The sequence below is a fragment of the Halomonas sp. NPDC076908 genome (assembly GCF_050269715.1).
Classification (GTDB): domain Bacteria; phylum Pseudomonadota; class Gammaproteobacteria; order Pseudomonadales; family Halomonadaceae; genus Vreelandella.
Genome location: NZ_JBNNIW010000008.1, coordinates 91824 through 107372, shown reverse-complemented (window position 1 = coordinate 107372; position 15549 = coordinate 91824). Strand labels below are relative to the sequence as shown.

14 protein-coding genes are annotated in these 15549 nt (G+C 54.7%); 3 read left to right on the top strand and 11 right to left on the bottom strand.

The features are described 5' to 3' along the window. Positions 1-7: 7 nt before the first annotated feature. The 3 genes from ACQKE4_RS06765 to ACQKE4_RS06755 all read right to left on the bottom strand — a co-directional run bounded on the left by ACQKE4_RS06765 (position 8) and on the right by ACQKE4_RS06755 (position 2669). Positions 8-502 (bottom strand): hypothetical protein, encoded by a 495-nt coding sequence (locus ACQKE4_RS06765; RefSeq protein ID WP_427387497.1) that lies wholly within the window; start codon positions 500-502, stop codon positions 8-10. Beyond that, a complete protein-coding gene (locus tag ACQKE4_RS06760; protein WP_427387496.1) occupies positions 489-1307 on the bottom strand; it encodes a DUF3100 domain-containing protein in 819 nt (272 codons plus the stop codon). Before ACQKE4_RS06760 ends, ACQKE4_RS06765 begins: the two co-directional genes overlap by 14 nt. Positions 1308-1445: 138 nt before the next feature. Beyond that, entirely contained in the window at positions 1446-2669 is a 1224-nt protein-coding gene (locus tag ACQKE4_RS06755) for an MFS transporter (RefSeq protein ID WP_427387495.1), read from the bottom strand. Positions 2670-2923: 254 nt separating this feature from the next. Between ACQKE4_RS06755 and yccS the strand changes: the two genes are divergently transcribed. Further along, the gene (gene yccS / locus ACQKE4_RS06750) at positions 2924-5134 is read left to right on the top strand and encodes a YccS family putative transporter (RefSeq protein WP_427387494.1); all 2211 of its coding nucleotides are present in this window, start codon (positions 2924-2926) and stop codon (positions 5132-5134) included. On the opposite strand, the gene recG is transcribed toward yccS, so the two are convergent. Both recG and ACQKE4_RS06740 read right to left on the bottom strand, forming a co-directional pair. Next, a complete protein-coding gene (recG, locus tag ACQKE4_RS06745; RefSeq protein WP_427387493.1) occupies positions 5125-7203 on the bottom strand; it encodes an ATP-dependent DNA helicase RecG in 2079 nt (692 codons plus the stop codon). The two genes, yccS and recG, sit on opposite strands and share 10 nt — an antisense overlap. Next, positions 7200-8129, bottom strand: a complete 930-nt coding sequence (locus tag ACQKE4_RS06740) for a hydrogen peroxide-inducible genes activator (RefSeq protein WP_427387532.1) — start codon at positions 8127-8129, stop codon at positions 7200-7202. Before ACQKE4_RS06740 ends, recG begins: the two co-directional genes overlap by 4 nt. Before the next feature lie 245 nt (positions 8130-8374). Here ACQKE4_RS06740 and ACQKE4_RS06735 point away from each other — a divergent pair, with 245 nt between their 5' ends. Then, complete coding sequence (locus ACQKE4_RS06735) at positions 8375-9256, top strand: SDR family oxidoreductase (protein WP_427387492.1); 882 nt, start codon at positions 8375-8377, stop codon at positions 9254-9256. Between the two features lie 11 nt (positions 9257-9267). On the opposite strand, the gene ACQKE4_RS06730 is transcribed toward ACQKE4_RS06735, so the two are convergent. The 4 genes from ACQKE4_RS06730 to gmk all read right to left on the bottom strand — a co-directional run bounded on the left by ACQKE4_RS06730 (position 9268) and on the right by gmk (position 12986). Next, positions 9268-9657 (bottom strand): RidA family protein, encoded by a 390-nt coding sequence (locus ACQKE4_RS06730; RefSeq protein WP_427387491.1) that lies wholly within the window; start codon positions 9655-9657, stop codon positions 9268-9270. Positions 9658-9816: 159 nt separating this feature from the next. Then, a complete protein-coding gene (locus tag ACQKE4_RS06725) occupies positions 9817-11949 on the bottom strand; it encodes a RelA/SpoT family protein (RefSeq protein ID WP_427387490.1) in 2133 nt (710 codons plus the stop codon). 30 nt (positions 11950-11979) lie between these two features. Then, entirely contained in the window at positions 11980-12237 is a 258-nt protein-coding gene (gene rpoZ, locus ACQKE4_RS06720) for a DNA-directed RNA polymerase subunit omega (protein ID WP_007112267.1), read from the bottom strand. Positions 12238-12353: 116 nt separating this feature from the next. Then, positions 12354-12986: a guanylate kinase gene (gene gmk / locus ACQKE4_RS06715; RefSeq protein WP_427387489.1), complete on the bottom strand. Its 633-nt coding sequence runs from the start codon at positions 12984-12986 to the stop codon at positions 12354-12356. Positions 12987-13136: 150 nt separating this feature from the next. Here gmk and ACQKE4_RS06710 point away from each other — a divergent pair, with 150 nt between their 5' ends. Beyond that, positions 13137-13832 (top strand): extensin family protein, encoded by a 696-nt coding sequence (locus tag ACQKE4_RS06710; RefSeq protein WP_427387488.1) that lies wholly within the window; start codon positions 13137-13139, stop codon positions 13830-13832. A 16-nt stretch (positions 13833-13848) separates the two neighbouring features. Here ACQKE4_RS06710 and ACQKE4_RS06705 read toward each other — a convergent pair whose 3' ends face one another. Beyond that, positions 13849-14100, bottom strand: coding sequence for a hypothetical protein (locus ACQKE4_RS06705; RefSeq protein WP_427387487.1), 252 nt, complete (start codon positions 14098-14100; stop codon positions 13849-13851). A gap of 100 nt (positions 14101-14200) precedes the next feature. After that, positions 14201-15412 carry an MFS transporter gene (locus ACQKE4_RS06700; RefSeq protein ID WP_427387486.1) on the bottom strand — a complete coding sequence of 404 codons (1212 nt, stop codon included), beginning with the start codon at positions 15410-15412 and terminating at the stop codon, positions 14201-14203. Positions 15413-15549 lie beyond the last annotated feature (137 nt).

The following is a 15549-nucleotide window of genomic DNA, read 5'->3' as shown; positions in this document are numbered from 1 at the left end:
CCTATCCTTAAAGCATGATGTGGGCGACAACGGCAGAGCCGATAAAGGTACCGGTGAATACCAGCAAGGCCACGATCACCAGCTTCCAACCGGTTTGCTTGAACATGGCAAACTCACGCCCGGTGAGCGCCAGCCCGGCATAGGCCAATACCGGCGTGACCACCGCCAGAAAATCTACCTCCGCCAGCCGTGCGATTATCCAGCCATTACCGGGAAAGAACGGCAGCGTCGCGATAATACTGATCAGCGATACCCAGGCCACGCTAGGCAGGTAAAAGGGGCTTACCCGGCCTATCACCAAGCCGATGATGACCATGGTGTAAAGAATTAGCATCCCAGGTAGCGCGTCTAACAAAGGCGCCCCATTGACCACATTACTAAACCAGGCCGCGACACACACCGCCGCCAGCACCAAGGCCGTTTTGCCGAGTTGGTTTTCCGGACGCAGCTCTTTTAAGGCTTCAGCATCAAACTGATCAACACTGCTTTCATGGGTTTTCATGACGAACCTCCTGACGCGAGCCTTTTAAGCGCTTATACATCCACTCGGTAATCGGTAGCGCGATAAATAATGAGATATACAGGCCTGTGGCATAAGTGAGCAGGTTACTTGCACCTGCAAAGGCCAGGAGTTCATCACGGGAACCCGGGACTGCTTCCGCTAACGCCGCAGAACATGCCGCTACCATGCTGCCACTGCCCACCCCGCAGGCCATGGCCAGAGCACGAATATCGAGAATATCCAGCGACGCAATATAGCCCGCCATTAGGGCGAAATAGAGCGTACCGAACATGGTGCCTACCACGTAGACGCCCATAATACCGATGCCTTCAGGGCTTCTTAGCCCGTAACGGTCTGAAATAATGGCAATATTGGGTTCGCGAGCAATCGAGTAGGTAGCCCCAATCGCTTCACGGCCCATTTTGAGCACTAATACGGCAAAGGGCAGCGCGATCAGCATAGTGCCGAGATTACCTAGCTCCTGAAGAATCAGCGCGGGGCCTGCGGCAATGATCTGCTCCATCGCTGGGCCAATGGTAGAGCCAAACTTGGCAATAAACGGCAAAATAGCGATCAGAATGATCGGGCCCGCCGCATTGCTGACAGGCTTGGGAACCACTTTGCCCATGGCCGAAAAAAGATGGGGGTTAAACAGCACGCCAATCACAAAGGCGTATAACAGCGGTAGTAAGAGTAGTGTTCCCGGCCCGAGCGGAATTCGCACGATGCCTATCCACTCAGAAAACATCGACGTCACAATCACCATTAAGTGAAGACGCCAGTCCAGCAGCAGCTTGAGATCCATTGGAATGATCCTGTTTTTTTAGTGTCACTCCGAGTATCGAAAGGTTACCGTTCCAATCATAGTGCTTTAGTGCGCTATTTTTTAGAACACGGGATATATCAAACATTTTAGATAGGCCGCTACCCTAGCGGGAAGCGGCTAAACGCTTACCTTAAGCGGCGATGAAGAGACGCCACGGTCAAAGCACAGCAACCAAACGACCACAGCTATTCCTGCCACGCCAGCAAGTGCCAAAAACGCCGCTTCATAGCTAAACCAGCTTGCCACAATGCCTGCAAAACTGGCACTAAGTGCCGCACCAACGCCTTGAATGGTCATTACTGCGCCTAAGCCCATGTTCACCCGTCCCGTACCACGCAGTATTTGTGCAACGATACCGGGGGTTGCCACGCCTAATAACCCCGCTCCAATCCCATCCAATATTTGCACCGGAACAACGCTCCAAAGCCCTGGAATAGTCGCAGCCATTACGCCACGAATAGGCAGCACCAGCAGAGCCACCAAAAATAGCAGCCAATAGCCATTTTTATGGGAGTACCAAGCCGCCAGCAGGGCCATGGGAATCATCGTCGCCTGGGCAATCACAACAGTACCGGCGGTATAAACGGCGGGATTCATCAGCTCATTAGTCGCCACTCGCTGTCCTAATAATGGCAGCATGGCGGCGTTGCCTAGGTGGAAAAGCAGTAGCGTAAGGCCGACGATCAGCAGCATAGGATGATCCTGAAATACCTGCTTTATGCTGACTGACTGATGCGTTGTTTTATCCAACCCACGCGCCTCCTCATAGTCAATATCAGCAGGATTGATCTTAAGCACCAAAAAAATCGTCAGCGCGGCCATAAAGGCCATCAAATAAAACACGGCCTCGACGCCATAAAAATAGCCTATTAAAGCGGCCAGTATCGCAGCGGTGGCATTACCGCCATGGTTATACGCTTGGTTTTGACCCAACTGATGAGCAAGGCCGATTTGGCCCACGAGTCCTAGCGTTAAGCTGAGGATGGCAGGGCCAATCGCCGCTGCGGCAATACCCGTCACAATCTGCGAAAAAGCGATAAACCAGGTTTGCGGCCAAAACAATAAAACAAGATTCACTGTGGCCACCAGCAGCGCACAACAAATCACCAGCAAGCGTTTGAAGTGGGTGGCATCGGCTAGCATACCTGCGGGTGTTGTCGCTAACAGGCTCGCGAATCCAGCAACGGTCATCACAAAACCAATTTCTGCAGGTGCCCACCCTAGGGCAACGAGATAAATGCCTAAAAACGGGCCAAGACCATCGCGTACATCGGCTAATGAAAAATTCAATAGCGATAATGCGCGTGTAGAGCGGGATGCACTAAGCCGTTTATCATTCATATAAGAGCCCTATTAAAACGACTATTAGCCAAGAAATGGCGCCGTAAAATCAGCTAAACCAAGAGAGCAGCTGTACAGCAATAATCTTATTTCAATCTATTACGTGAATATGACGTAGCATTTACATCGCATAGAAGGCGGCAGTATAGGCTTGCTTTGCTTAACGTTGACTGAACAGATAGCGACAAATGCCACGGCAACCTTCTATACTATCCGCTTATACTAAAGTCTAATAATCAATCATAAGAGACGTTATGCCCATTTCATTGCCGCTGCGGCGCCTTTGGACCCTCGATAAATTTGCCTATAGCCTGCGCGTTTTTATAGCGTTCAGCGGTGCCCTGATGCTTAGCGGTCTAATGGGTGATGTCGCACTGGTAATCCCACTGTTTCTAGGCATTATCGCCTGCGCGCTTTCTGAAACTGACGATAGCTGGCAGGGGCGCTTTCAGGCCCTGCTGGTAACGCTGGTCTGCTTTACATCGGCGTCTTTTATTGTGCAGTGGCTGTTTCCCTGGCCGTGGCTATTTGTTATCGGGCTGGGCATTTCCACCTTTACCCTGATTATGCTCGGCGCTATCGGCCAACGTTACGCCACGATTGCCTCTGGCACGCTGATTCTATCCATCTACTCGATGATCAATATTGAACAGCACGGTGGCGTAGATGCGGACGTCGCGACGCGCCAGCTGCTGCTGTTGGCCGGAGCAGCATGGTACGGATTAATTTCCGTGGTGTGGTGCGCGCTGTTTTCCCGCCAGCCGGTTAAACAGAGCATGGCGCGCGTATATAAAGCGTTAGGCGAGTTTTTGATTCTGAAATCGGCGCTGTTTGAGCCCGTGCGGGGCGTGGATGTAGAAGCGCGTCGAGTAGCGCTGGCGCGGCAAAACGGTAAAGTCGTTGATGCGCTTAACCAGGCCAAAGAGATGATTTTTAGGCGCTTGGAAGGTCAGCGCGGCGACCAAAAGCTAAATCGCTACTTGCGCATCTATTTCATCGCCCAGGATATTCACGAACGCGCCAGCTCCACCCATTACCCCTATAGCGCGCTCAGCAAAGCCTTTTTTCACCACGACGTGCTGTTTCGTTGCCAGCGGCTGCTGGACCAACAGGGGCGTTCCTGTCGGCAGTTGGCCAAGTCACTACTGCTGAACCGCCCGTTTGATCACCAACAGAGCGAAGAAGCGCTGGCTGATTTGCATGCCTCGATTGACAACCTGCGTGACCGAGGCAAGCCTGAGTGGCGCCCGCTGCTTTACCCTTTAAGTGCCCTGGCCGACAACCTGGCTACCTTGGAAGCCCAGCTTGCCAGCGCCCATAATCCTGACGCCAGCGAGGAGCGGCGAGACAGCTCGCTTTATGACCGCTCGCCGTCAAGCTTGCTGGAAGCGTGGAAGCGGGTGCGGCTGAACTTTACACTGGGCTCCCCCACCTTCCGCCACGCGGTGCGGCTCTCCATCGCGCTGATGACCGGCTACGGACTACTGCAGTGGATTGATCCCGAACAGGGCTTCTGGATTCTGCTTACCACGCTGTTTGTGTGCCGCCCCAACTTTGCTACCACGCGGCGATTCTTGTCTCAGCGGATGTTGGGCACGGTATTGGGCTTGGTGGTGGGTTGGGCGTCGATCAGCCTGTTTCCGCAGCCACTCGTACAAAGCATGATCGCCGTGGCAGCAGGAGTGTCTTTCTTTGCTAACCGCGAGAAACATTATGTCATCGCTACCGCCTCTATTACTTTGCTGGTGCTATGCAGCTTCAACCAGGTGGGCGATGGCTTTAACCTGATCATGCCGCGCCTGTTCGATACCCTGATCGGCTCGTTAATTGCGGGTTTAGCGGTATTTTTCATTCTGCCCGACTGGCAGGGGCGCAGGCTGTATCGCGAGGCCTCCAACGCGCTGAATAATCACCGCCGTTATTTAGAGGAGATCATCCACCAGTACGAAGATGGCAAACAGGATGATTTGGCTTACCGCCTGGCCAGGCGCAATGCCCACAATGCCGATGCAGCGCTCTCCACCCTGCTGACCAATATGCTCCACGAGCCGGGGCATTACCGCAAACTGGATGCGGATAGCGGCCTGCGTTTCCTGGTGCTATCCAACACCCTGCTCAGCCATCTTTCTGCCCTGGGCGCGCACCGTCACCAATTAGCAGAAGATGAGGACGACGCCACGTTTGTGCCGGTGGCAAAACGCATTGGTGAGCTGTTAGGCCAGATTGCAGAACGGTTGAATCAACGCCAACCGATTGAAGCACTGACAGATCAAGCCGCCGAACTGTTAGCCCAGTTAGAGGAGCAAGCCGAGGAGACGGGAGATGAGCAGGCGGTCACGCTCTATCGCCCTATCCAGAGCCAGTTGCGCCTTATTACCGAGCAACTGGCACCGTTGGGCGAAGCGGCTAATCGATTGGTAGGCAATGAAGCACCTGAATCAAACAGCGCTAGCGTTCACACTTGACCGTAACGCCCTGCGGCTTCACCTAGCCAACGGCGTACCAATACGGCGGTAATGTCGGCGTTGCCTTGTAGCGTTTGAGCGAGTGCGGTGACCCGTTCTAACAGGTCAGCATCGCGCTCCAAATCGGCGATCTTCATCTGCGCCAGGCCTGTTTGGCGAGTGCCGAGCACTTCGCCGGGACCGCGGATTTCCAGGTCTTTTTCCGCAATACGGAAGCCATCATTGGTTTCGCGCATCACTGCCAAGCGTTGGCGGGAGCTTTTTGATAGCGGCGGGTGGTAGAGCAGCACACAGAAGCTTTCCGTGCTGCCACGACCCACGCGACCACGGAGCTGGTGTAACTGGGAAAGCCCCAACCGCTCGGGGTTTTCAATAATCATCAGGCTGGCGTTGGGTACATCCACGCCCACTTCAATCACTGTGGTCGCTACCAGCAGATCCAGCTCGCCCGCTTTGAACGCGGCCATCACCTCGGCTTTCTCGCTCGATTTCATCCGCCCATGAACCAAACCCACAGCCAGCTCAGGTAAAGCGACCGTTAACTCATCACGAGTCACCTCGGCGGCCTGGCACTGCAGCACTTCGGACTCATCAATCAGCGTACACACCCAATACGCCTGTCGGCCTTCGCTGCAGGCAAGCTTAATGCGCTCTACCACTTCCGGGCGGCGCTCATCGGGCACCACCACGGTTTTCACCGGCGTACGGCCGGGGGGCAGCTCGTCGATCACAGAGACATCCAGATCCGCGTAGGCGCTCATGGCCAGGGTTCGTGGAATGGGCGTGGCGGTCATGATCAACTGATGCGGGGTCAGCCCGCCCGCCTCGCCTTTTTCACGCAGTGCCAAGCGCTGATGCACGCCAAAGCGGTGCTGCTCGTCAATAATCGCCAGACCTAGACACTCAAAGTGCACATCATCTTGAAATAGCGCGTGGGTGCCCACCACCATACGCGCACGACCATCGGCAATGGCCGCCTTGGCGTCCAGCCGCGCTTTGCCTTTGAGCTTGCCCGCCAGCCACGCCACTTCGATACCCAGCGGCTCAAACCAGGCTTTAAACGAGCGGTAGTGCTGCTCAGCGAGGATCTCTGTAGGTGCCATGATCGCCGCTTGGCAGTTGCCCGCCAGGGCACACAGTGCCGTCATGGCAGCCACCACGGTCTTACCCGAACCCACATCACCCTGAATCAAACGCAACATGGGCGCTGGGCGACTCAAATCATGACCAATCTCTTCCAGCACACGGCGCTGGGCACCGGTCAACGCAAACGGCAGTTGAGCTAAAAAGCGCGCCTGCAGACTGCGCCCGGAGGGCAAAGCGGGGGCGCCGTCCGCCTGAATGCGCAGGCGCACTTCACGCAGGCTTAGTTGGTGAGCGAGCAGCTCTTCCAGCGCCAGCCGCCGCGTGGCTGGGTGATGGCCGCTGGTCAACTGCTCTATATTCACATCGGGCGGTGGCTGGTGTAGCAAGTGCAGGCTGGCATGCAACCCTGGCAGTTGAAAGCGCTGCAGTAGTGCGTCGGGGATCACGTCAGGCAGCGCCTCGGGGGCATTGTCGAGCAACGCCAGTGCCTGCTGGGTCAATGCCCGCAGGCGCGGTTGATTCAAGCCTTCTGTGGTGGGGTAAATCGGCGTGAAGTACTCCTCCACCGGGGTTTCACTGCCGCCACTGAGGCGGTATTCAGGGTGATAGATCTCTAAGCCGGTGGCGCCAGCCCGCGCTTCACCAAAAGCGCGCACCGTGACACCGGGGCGCAGCTGTTGTTGCTGTACGGGTGAGAAGTGAAAGAAGCGCATACTCAAGATACCGCTGGCATCGCGAAGACGTACCAGTAGACTGCGGCGGCGCCCTTTGACGACATCGCAGGCGGTCACTTCACCCTCTATCACCGCTTCTTGACCGGCACGCAGCAGGCCAATAGGCGTCAGCCGTGTGCGGTCCTGGTAGCGCAGCGGCAAATGGAACAGCAGGTCGCTCACCCGCTCAATTCCCAAGCGGCCAAGCTTTAGCGACAGCGCTTCCCCCACGCCTTTCAGGGCCGTAATAGGTGCGCTGAGATCGCTCATGGGACGCTTTTCACGGTCTTGGTAGGCTGCTGGCAGTGACTGATTGCCTGAATCAGTGCTTCAATCGCTTTGGGCCGGGGGAAACTCGCCCGCCAGGCAATCGCCACGGTGCGCGAAGGCGCGGGCTCAGCAAAGGGCCGACTTACCAGCATGGCATTTTCATACTGATTGGTGCCCAGCGCTGACTGCGGCAACACCGTAATGCCCAATCGGGAAGCGACCATATGACGAATGGTTTCCAGCGATCCACCTTCAGCAATCAGCGTATTGTTGGGGCTATTGAGCTTTTGAGTAATCGCCGGGCAGGCCTCCAGGATCTGATCACGGAAGCAGTGGCCTTCACCGAGCAGCAGTAAGCGCTCTTCCAGCAAGTCCTCTTTATTGATCGATTCGCGCTCTACCCAGCGGTGATTGGCGGGCATTAATACTTCGAAGGCTTCGTCGTAGATCGCTTTGGTGACCACGTCAGTTTCGGTAAAGGGCAGCGCCACAATAATCACATCCAGCTCGCCACTTCTTAGCTTGGCGCGCAGCGTACCTGTCATGCCCTCTTCAATGTACAGCGGCATTTGCGGGGCTGCGTTAGCAAGCGCAGGCACTAGATGAGGAAATAGGTACGGTCCAATAGTATAAATAGCCCCAATGCGCAGCGGGTTCGCCAACTGGTCTTTGCCAGCACTGGCCAGCTCAAAAATCAGACTGCTCTGTTCCAGCACGCGCTGGGCCTGGGCAACGATTTTTTCGCCTAGCGGGGTGACCTGTACAGTAGATTTGGAGCGCTCAAACAGTGGCGTTTCGAGCTCATCTTCCAATTTTTTCACGGCCACCGACAGCGTAGGCTGCGATACATGGCAGCGTTCTGCCGCACGGCCAAAATGACGCTCCTGGGCGAGGGTTACGATGTAGCGAAGTTCTGTTAAAGTCATAGCGGTGCCAGTGGCATCCTCTCGTAGCAGCTCGTGACCATGGTTCTTACGAAAACCTAACATCATGACAGTCAGCGGGACGGAAAAGGACAAGCAAGCTCTACCGACGCTGTTTTCAACGGCTGTGTTTTAAATCGGCATGTTCTAAACCGATATGTCCTAAACCTACAGTGTTCTAAACCGACAATGTCATATTTGGTAGAGACTTTGTATCTAATAGGGAATATTAATCAAAGGAGTGCACGGTGAAGCTAACCGTATTGATTATCGGCTGTGGCGATATTGGGATCAACCTTGGGCGCGAGTTGTTGGACGAAGGGTACAAAGTGATCGGTCTACGCCGCAACGTCGAGGCCTTGAAGGGCACCGGTATTAAACCGCTAAAGCTGGATTTAAAAGACCTCGAAGACGCCCATGCCGCCAGCCTTCCCCACGCTGACTATGTTGTTTATACGGTTAGCGCTGACCGTTTCGAAGAGAGCGCCTATCAAAGCGCCTACCCAGAAGGTTTGAAACGCGTGCTGAGCGTGATGGAACAGCACAAAACACCGCCGCGCCGGGTATTCTTTGTTTCCTCAACCAGCGTGCATGGTCAGCAGGAAGGCGAAGTCGTTAACGAAGAGAGCCCCACCGACCCTTCAAGCTTCTCTGGCACGCTGATGTGCGAGGCCGAGCAAACACTAATCAGCCATTCGCTACCCGGCACGGTGGTGCGCTTTTCAGGCATTTATGGCCCTGGTCGTGATCGTTTGATTCATCAGGTCGCTGAAGGCCGCGTCGCCGCGATCACGCCCGTGATCTACTCCAACCGTATTCACCGCGACGACTGTGCGGGCATTATCGCGCACCTGATTCGTCATCAGGAGAGCGGCGAAACGCTTGAAGATATCTACCTGGGTAGTGACTGCGAACCGGTCACCATGCATAACGTGATGATGTGGCTGGCTCAGCAACTTAAAGTAGAAGCCACCGAAACAATGCAGTCGCCGTTACGCCGCCGCGCCAGTAAGCGTTGCGATAACCAGCGCATTATTGACGCTGGCTATCAGTTCCGCTTTCCCAGCTACCGCGAAGGGTATGCACAGGTGCTGAAAGAGGGCGGCTTTTTAGAAGTTAATAAGGTCTAGTACACCTTCGCCTAGTCGCCGATGACCATGACGGCTTCTGCTTCCACTTGGCTGCCTTTGGGCAGCGCTTTCACACCGACGGCGGCACGAGCAGGGAAAGGAGCGGTGAAGAATTCTTCCATGACTTGGTTAACAATCGCAAAGTTATCCAAGTCCACCAAGTACAGATTCAGCTTAACGATATCGCTTAGCGAACCTGCCGCCTCTTCACATACCGCTTGTAGGTTAGTGAAGACTTGGCGTGCTTGCGCTTCAAAATCCTCAGAAACAATCACCATGGTCGCGGGGTCCAGCGGAATCTGACCAGAAAGATACACCGTGTTGCCCGCTTTAATGGCCTGGGAGTATGGACCAATAGCCGCGGGGGCTTTGCTGGTATTGATAACAGCCTTATTGCTCATGCGATGTCTCGCTCCTCTAGTGGGTGATACCTACGTCAAATAATGAATAAATAATCGGATGGTTGTAAAACGCAATGCTAAAAAATCTATTTTAGTTAATAAAATCAATAGTCTTCGCTACCGATCATTGATCAGTAAGTAGTGACTGATTGTGCGGTATTAGTTGGCGAGTCGGGTAATTTTGCCAACGTTGGGTAGATTGCGAATGCGTTTGATAATTCGCGCCAGGTGCACACGGCCTTTCACCGATAGCGTCAACGTTACCGTCGAAAGATGTGCATCGCGCTCTTCAATGCCAATACGCTCGATATTGGCGTCCGCATCGGTTACCAACCCGGCAAGCTCTGCGACCAGCCCACGGCGGCTCTCAATTTCAATCCGTAGCGCCACCGGGAAGTCTTCATCGATGGTGTCCGACCACTCAAGCGCAAACAGCTTATCGGGATCGTTTTTATCGGCAACGTTTTTACATTCGGCGCGGTGCACGACTAAGCCTTTGCCAGTAGAAAGGTGGCCCATCACCGGGTCGCCCGGTAGCGGGTGGCAGCAGCGCGCAAAGTTAGTCACCATGCCCTCACTACCGCTGATCACGACGGCTTTGTTGCCTTCAATGCCTGCGGGATGCTCATAAGTATCATCACCATGGGCGGCATCGACTAACCGGCGAGCCACCACATGGGTCATACGATTGCCTAGCCCAAGCGACTCCAGCAGTGACTCTTCGGATGCAACGTCCAGCTCTTTAAAGGCGCGCTTGATGGCACTCTCATCCAGCTCTTCCAGGCTAGTATCAAACGGCGCTAACGCCTTATTGAGTAACCGCCGCCCTAACATAACGGCTTCGGTTTGCTGCTGATATTTAAGTGCATGACGAATCGCTGAACGCGCCTTTGCTGTGGTCACGAAGTTTAGCCAAGCAAGATTGGGCCGCGCCCCAGGGGCAGTGATAATTTCCAGCGTCTGTCCGCTCTCTAAGCGCGTTGAGAGCGGTGCTAAATGGCGGTCAATTCGACAGGCGATGCAGTTATTGCCGATATCCGTGTGTACGGTGTAAGCAAAGTCGATCACGGTCGCCCCTTGGGGCAGCTCCATAATGTCGCCTTTCGGCGTAAATACGTAGATATCATCGGGAAACAGGTCATTTTTGACGTGTTCGATAAATTCTAACGAATCGCCAGCATGGCGCTGCATTTCGAGCAGGCCTTTGACCCATGCGCGAGCGCGGGCGTGGCTACCTTCGGCAATCGGGTGCGAGGTTTGTCCTGCTTTATAAAGCCAGTGGGCGGCGATGCCGTTATTGGCCATGGCCTCCATTTCGCGGGTGCGTATCTGCACTTCAATCGGCATGCCGCGAGAACCAAACAGGGTGGTATGCAGGCTCTGGTAGCCGTTGGCCTTTGGGATAGCAATATAGTCTTTAAAGCGCCCGGGCACTGGCTTATAAAGGTTATGCACTACGCCTAAAATGCGATAACAGCTGGCAACGTCTTCGGTAATGATGCGAAAACCAAACACATCCATGATTTCAGCAAAGGGCTTACGCTGGTCGCGCATCTTTTTATAGATTGACAGCAGGTGCTTTTGGCGCCCAATCACCGTGCCGTTAAGCTCATCATTATCTAGGCTTTTTTGCAGCGAAGACTGTATTTCGCGCATGGCACTACGGCGATGGCCGCGCGCCTTGGCAACGGCGCGTTTAATGCGCTCTGCGCGCATCGGGTGAATCGCTTGAAAGGAGAGATCCTCAAGCTCAATGCGAATAGTGTTGATGCCCAGGCGCCCGGCAATGCGGGCGTAAATCTCTAGCGTTTCCCGGGCGATGCGGCGTTTTTTGTCTGGGCGCAACGCACCCAGGGTGCGCATATTGTGCAGCCGGTCGGCCAGCTTGACGATAATGACGCGAATATCCCGCGACATCGCCAGCACCATCTTCTGGAAATTTTCCGCTTGGGCGACGGCTTTATCTTCAAAGGTGATCTGGGTAAGTTTTGAAACCCCGTCCACCAGTTCTGCTACCGGTTTGCCAAACTGTGCCACTAAGGCCTTTTTGGAGACGCCGGTATCTTCGATGACATCGTGCAGCATGGCGGCCATCAGGCTTTGATGATCCATGTGCATATTGGCAAGAATATTCGCCACCGCTAGCGGGTGGGTCACATAAGGCTCGCCGGAACGCCGACGCTGGCCGTCATGAGCCTGCTCAGCGTAGTAGAAGGCGCGCTTGACCTGCTGGATCTCATCCGGGGGTAAATAGCCGCCGAGTCGATCGGCCAGGTCATCAATGGTGAACATCTACCGCGCCTCTATCGGTTCGTTGTAACGTTAGTCGTCGATATGAGTAGGCGCCATGGCTGGGCGCGGACGCACAGCGGCTTCAACTGGCTCGTCCAGTACCGTGTGATCAACCAAGCCTGCGGCAATTTCACGCAGCGCCATGACCGTGGGCTTGTCATTTTCCCAGGGCAGTAACGCGTCACGGGAGCCGCGCGCCAGTTGGCGAGCGCGCTGGGTAGAAATCATTACCAGCTTGAAACGGTTTTCAACATTTTCAAGACAATCTTCAACGGTTACGCGAGCCATGGGAGCCTTCCTGTTATGACGGAACCGGGCCGACGCCGTATGAGAAAGAAACGGAGCCGACCCAGCAAAAAAACGCATTTAAAGCTGTATTCAAAAACACAGTAGAACCGTATAGATTACTCGACCGCAGGCGTCTGTGACAAGAGCGCAGCTAACAGCGATGCATGACGCTCACTCATTACTGGGCGGCTTAAGCGACGGCTGATCACCAGCGACTGCAACTCATGCAGCGCGGTGGTGAAGTCATCATTAACCACGATGTAATCATATTCATGGTAATGGGACATCTCGCTAACCGCATCGCGCATACGCCGGGCAATTATGGCGTGCTCATCGGTGCCACGGCTAGCAAGACGACGCTCCAGCTCTTCCCGCGAGGGTGGCAGAATAAAAATCGAGACGGCCTCGGGCATTTGTTCACGCACCTGCTGCGCGCCCTGCCAATCAATTTCAAGAATCACATCCTGGCCTGCTGCCAACAACGTCTGAACCGCCTGGCGCGATGTGCCATAGTAATTATCGAATACTTTGGCATATTCGAAGAACTCACCGCGCGCAATCATCGCTTCAAACTCGGACACATCAGTGAAATGATAATTCACGCCATTCACTTCCCCCTCGCGCTTGGCACGAGTGGTGTGCGATACCGACACTTGAATACCATCAAGGCTTTCAATTAGCTCACGTACCAAGCTAGTCTTGCCAGCACCTGACGGGGCAGAAACGATAAAAAGCGTACCTTGGGACATTAAATGCTTTCCCTTCAGTTAGCGAAAATTAGCAGCAAAAAAGTAGCGAATAGTTAAGTAGAGCGGTAGCTGCGAAGCAGCAAGGCGCGCAGTATCGCACAACCCTCGCTACGACTGTAGCGTTTCGCAATGGCACACACGGAGGTAGGCATGCGAAGTACCCTATTTATTTTAGGCTTAATTGCGCTGGGTGTGGCGCTGCAAAAAGGCATTATCGAGGTTCCCCGCCACTGGGCGCCCTGGGCTCCCCTGCATATTGATGACCCTATCACCCCGGTGACTAAACTTAAGCTAAGCCGCCTGGCGGATGATCGCGAGGGCTGTTTAGCGGCGTTAGATACCGTGCCTGATGGCGAACTTAGCTACACACCAATGGCAGATTACTCGCCGACGGCGAGCTGCCCACTTACCAATATTGTGCGCATGCAATCCAGTAACGTTTCCTTTAACCAAAGCTTTGTAGCGACCTGCCCCTTGGCACTAGCCTGGGTTATGTATGAGCGCCATGCGTTACAGCCTGCAGCGGAAGAGATTATGGGTAGCCGGGTGAGCCAAGTTAACCACGTTGGCAGCTTTGCCTGCCGTAATGTGTATGGCCGCGAATCCGGCAGGCGCAGTGAGCACGCCACCGCTGAAGCGCTAGATGTGACTGGATTTCAATTTGAAAATGGGCAGCGCATTACGCTGATCAATAATTGGGATGATGAAGGCGAGGTGGGGGAGTTTTTACGCGCGGCTCGGGATGGCGCCTGCGACTCCTTTGGTAACGTACTAGGGCCTGATTACAATGCCGCGCATGCCGATCACTTTCATATGGGCATGCGCGGTTTTAGGCTGTGTCGCTAAACAGGTTTATTTAGACTTAGTCGAGGCTAATGTCATCAGCATCCGTAGCAGCACCGGTAGCAGCGCCTACGCCGCCACCAATGACAGCACCTTGAGTAACACTACCGCCAGTAGCTGCCGCAGCACCTGCGCCCACAGCCGCACCAACACCTGCTCCGCTAGCGGCGCGTTCACCGGTGGAGGTGCCACAACCTGCTAAACCAATCGTCAACGCAACAATCGCACTCAAGGCCATAATACGCGGGGCTTTCAAAGCTTGGATTTGCATAGTCATCTCCTTATGAGGGTGGGGGTACACCCCTTATACCCTAGAAAGAAAACGCCAACATTACCACTATTAACAACGGTAACTTATTCAACGGCGGGTATCAGGTATTGTGAATCAGCGTTCCATAAGTGCGTTTTTCTAACCAACGCCCGGCAGCAAAGATAACCAGCCCACAGCACGCTAAACCTGCGCCTACCAAGCCCGTGCTTGACCAGCTAAACCCAGCACTAATCGCCAAACCGGCAAGCCACGCACCCAGTGCGTTCGCCCCATTGAAGGCGGCATGGTTAAGCGAAGCCGCCATGGTTTGGGCATCTTCTGCCACATCCATTAGGCGAGTTTGCAACGAAGGTGCTAGCGCCATACTCGTGCCCACCAGGCCGACAAACAGCAGCCCCGTCCAAACGTTATTCGCAGCGAAGTAAAATAACCCCTGAACCACGCCACACCAAAGCAAGATAAGCGGAATAGCGCGCATCAGATTTTTATCTGCCATACGCCCACCGATTAAATTACCGGCGATAGAGCCCAGGCCAAAAATGACCAACACTAATGGCCCTAGCGACTCGCTCATGCCCGCTTGCTGGGTCAAGGTGGGCATCACATAACTAAAAATAGCGAACATGCCACCGCAGCCAATACAGGCAAGCGCCAGCACCACTAACACGCGCTGCTTTAACAGCGCTGAGAGCTCACGCAGCGGGCTTGCGAAAGTATCGACCGCTTGAACAGGCACATAAATGCGGATCAGCAGGGCGGTTAATAGCGCAATAACGCCCACCCCGACAAACGCGATTTGCCAACCAAACTGGTTGCCCGCCCAGGTTCCCAGCGGGGCGCCAATTAAAATGGCGACCGTTAACCCCATCATCACCCGGGAAATAGCGCGGGCCCGCTGGTCTACCGGTACAGCGCCCGCCGCCACCAGCGCCGCAATGCCGAAAAACGCCCCGTGGGGCAAACCAGCCAGAAAACGCAGGCCCACAAATGACCAGAACCCCGGTGCCATGGCGCTGGCAATATTGCCCACCGCAAACACCAGCATCAGTATGATTAACAGGGCCCGTCTAGGTGCTCGCGCGGCTAGCGCGGAAATCAGTGGTGCGCCCACTACCACGCCCAGGGCGTAGCTGCTGATCGCGTAACCCACTTGCGGCACCGTGACAGCTAAATCACCCGCGACACGGTTCATCAAGCCCATAATGACAAACTCGCTGGTACCAATCCCAAAACCACCCAGCGCCAACACAAATTCAGCCACGCGCGGGTTACGCGCCAGCTCTTGAGACGACGATGCTGCCGAATCCTGCATGCTTATCTCCTTGGGATACCGAACAGTTGGTACCTCGATTAGCGCTAAATGATCGCAGGATTAGACGAAAGTAGAAATACACAACCTTCAAAAAGTTAGCTAGCGAAGAAGATAAGCGCCAAGGTTTCACGCTTTCA

Bases quoted from the DNA above. Each gene is read 5' to 3' on its own strand.
- ACQKE4_RS06765 (WP_427387497.1), bottom strand. From the start codon at position 502: ATGAAAACCCATGAAAGCAGTGTTGATCAGTTTGATGCTGAAGCCTTA.
- ACQKE4_RS06760 (WP_427387496.1), bottom strand. From the start codon at position 1,307: ATGGATCTCAAGCTGCTGCTGGACTGGCGTCTTCACTTAATGGTGATT.
- ACQKE4_RS06755 (WP_427387495.1), bottom strand. From the start codon at position 2,669: ATGAATGATAAACGGCTTAGTGCATCCCGCTCTACACGCGCATTATCG.
- yccS (WP_427387494.1), top strand. From the start codon at position 2,924: ATGCCCATTTCATTGCCGCTGCGGCGCCTTTGGACCCTCGATAAATTT.
- recG (WP_427387493.1), bottom strand. From the start codon at position 7,203: ATGAGCGATCTCAGCGCACCTATTACGGCCCTGAAAGGCGTGGGGGAA.
- ACQKE4_RS06740 (WP_427387532.1), bottom strand. From the start codon at position 8,129: ATGACTTTAACAGAACTTCGCTACATCGTAACCCTCGCCCAGGAGCGT.
- ACQKE4_RS06730 (WP_427387491.1), bottom strand. From the start codon at position 9,657: ATGAGCAATAAGGCTGTTATCAATACCAGCAAAGCCCCCGCGGCTATT.
- ACQKE4_RS06725 (WP_427387490.1), bottom strand. From the start codon at position 11,949: ATGTTCACCATTGATGACCTGGCCGATCGACTCGGCGGCTATTTACCC.
- rpoZ (WP_007112267.1), bottom strand. From the start codon at position 12,237: ATGGCTCGCGTAACCGTTGAAGATTGTCTTGAAAATGTTGAAAACCGT.
- gmk (WP_427387489.1), bottom strand. From the start codon at position 12,986: ATGTCCCAAGGTACGCTTTTTATCGTTTCTGCCCCGTCAGGTGCTGGC.
- ACQKE4_RS06710 (WP_427387488.1), top strand. From the start codon at position 13,137: ATGCGAAGTACCCTATTTATTTTAGGCTTAATTGCGCTGGGTGTGGCG.
- ACQKE4_RS06705 (WP_427387487.1), bottom strand. From the start codon at position 14,100: ATGCAAATCCAAGCTTTGAAAGCCCCGCGTATTATGGCCTTGAGTGCG.
- ACQKE4_RS06700 (WP_427387486.1), bottom strand. From the start codon at position 15,412: ATGCAGGATTCGGCAGCATCGTCGTCTCAAGAGCTGGCGCGTAACCCG.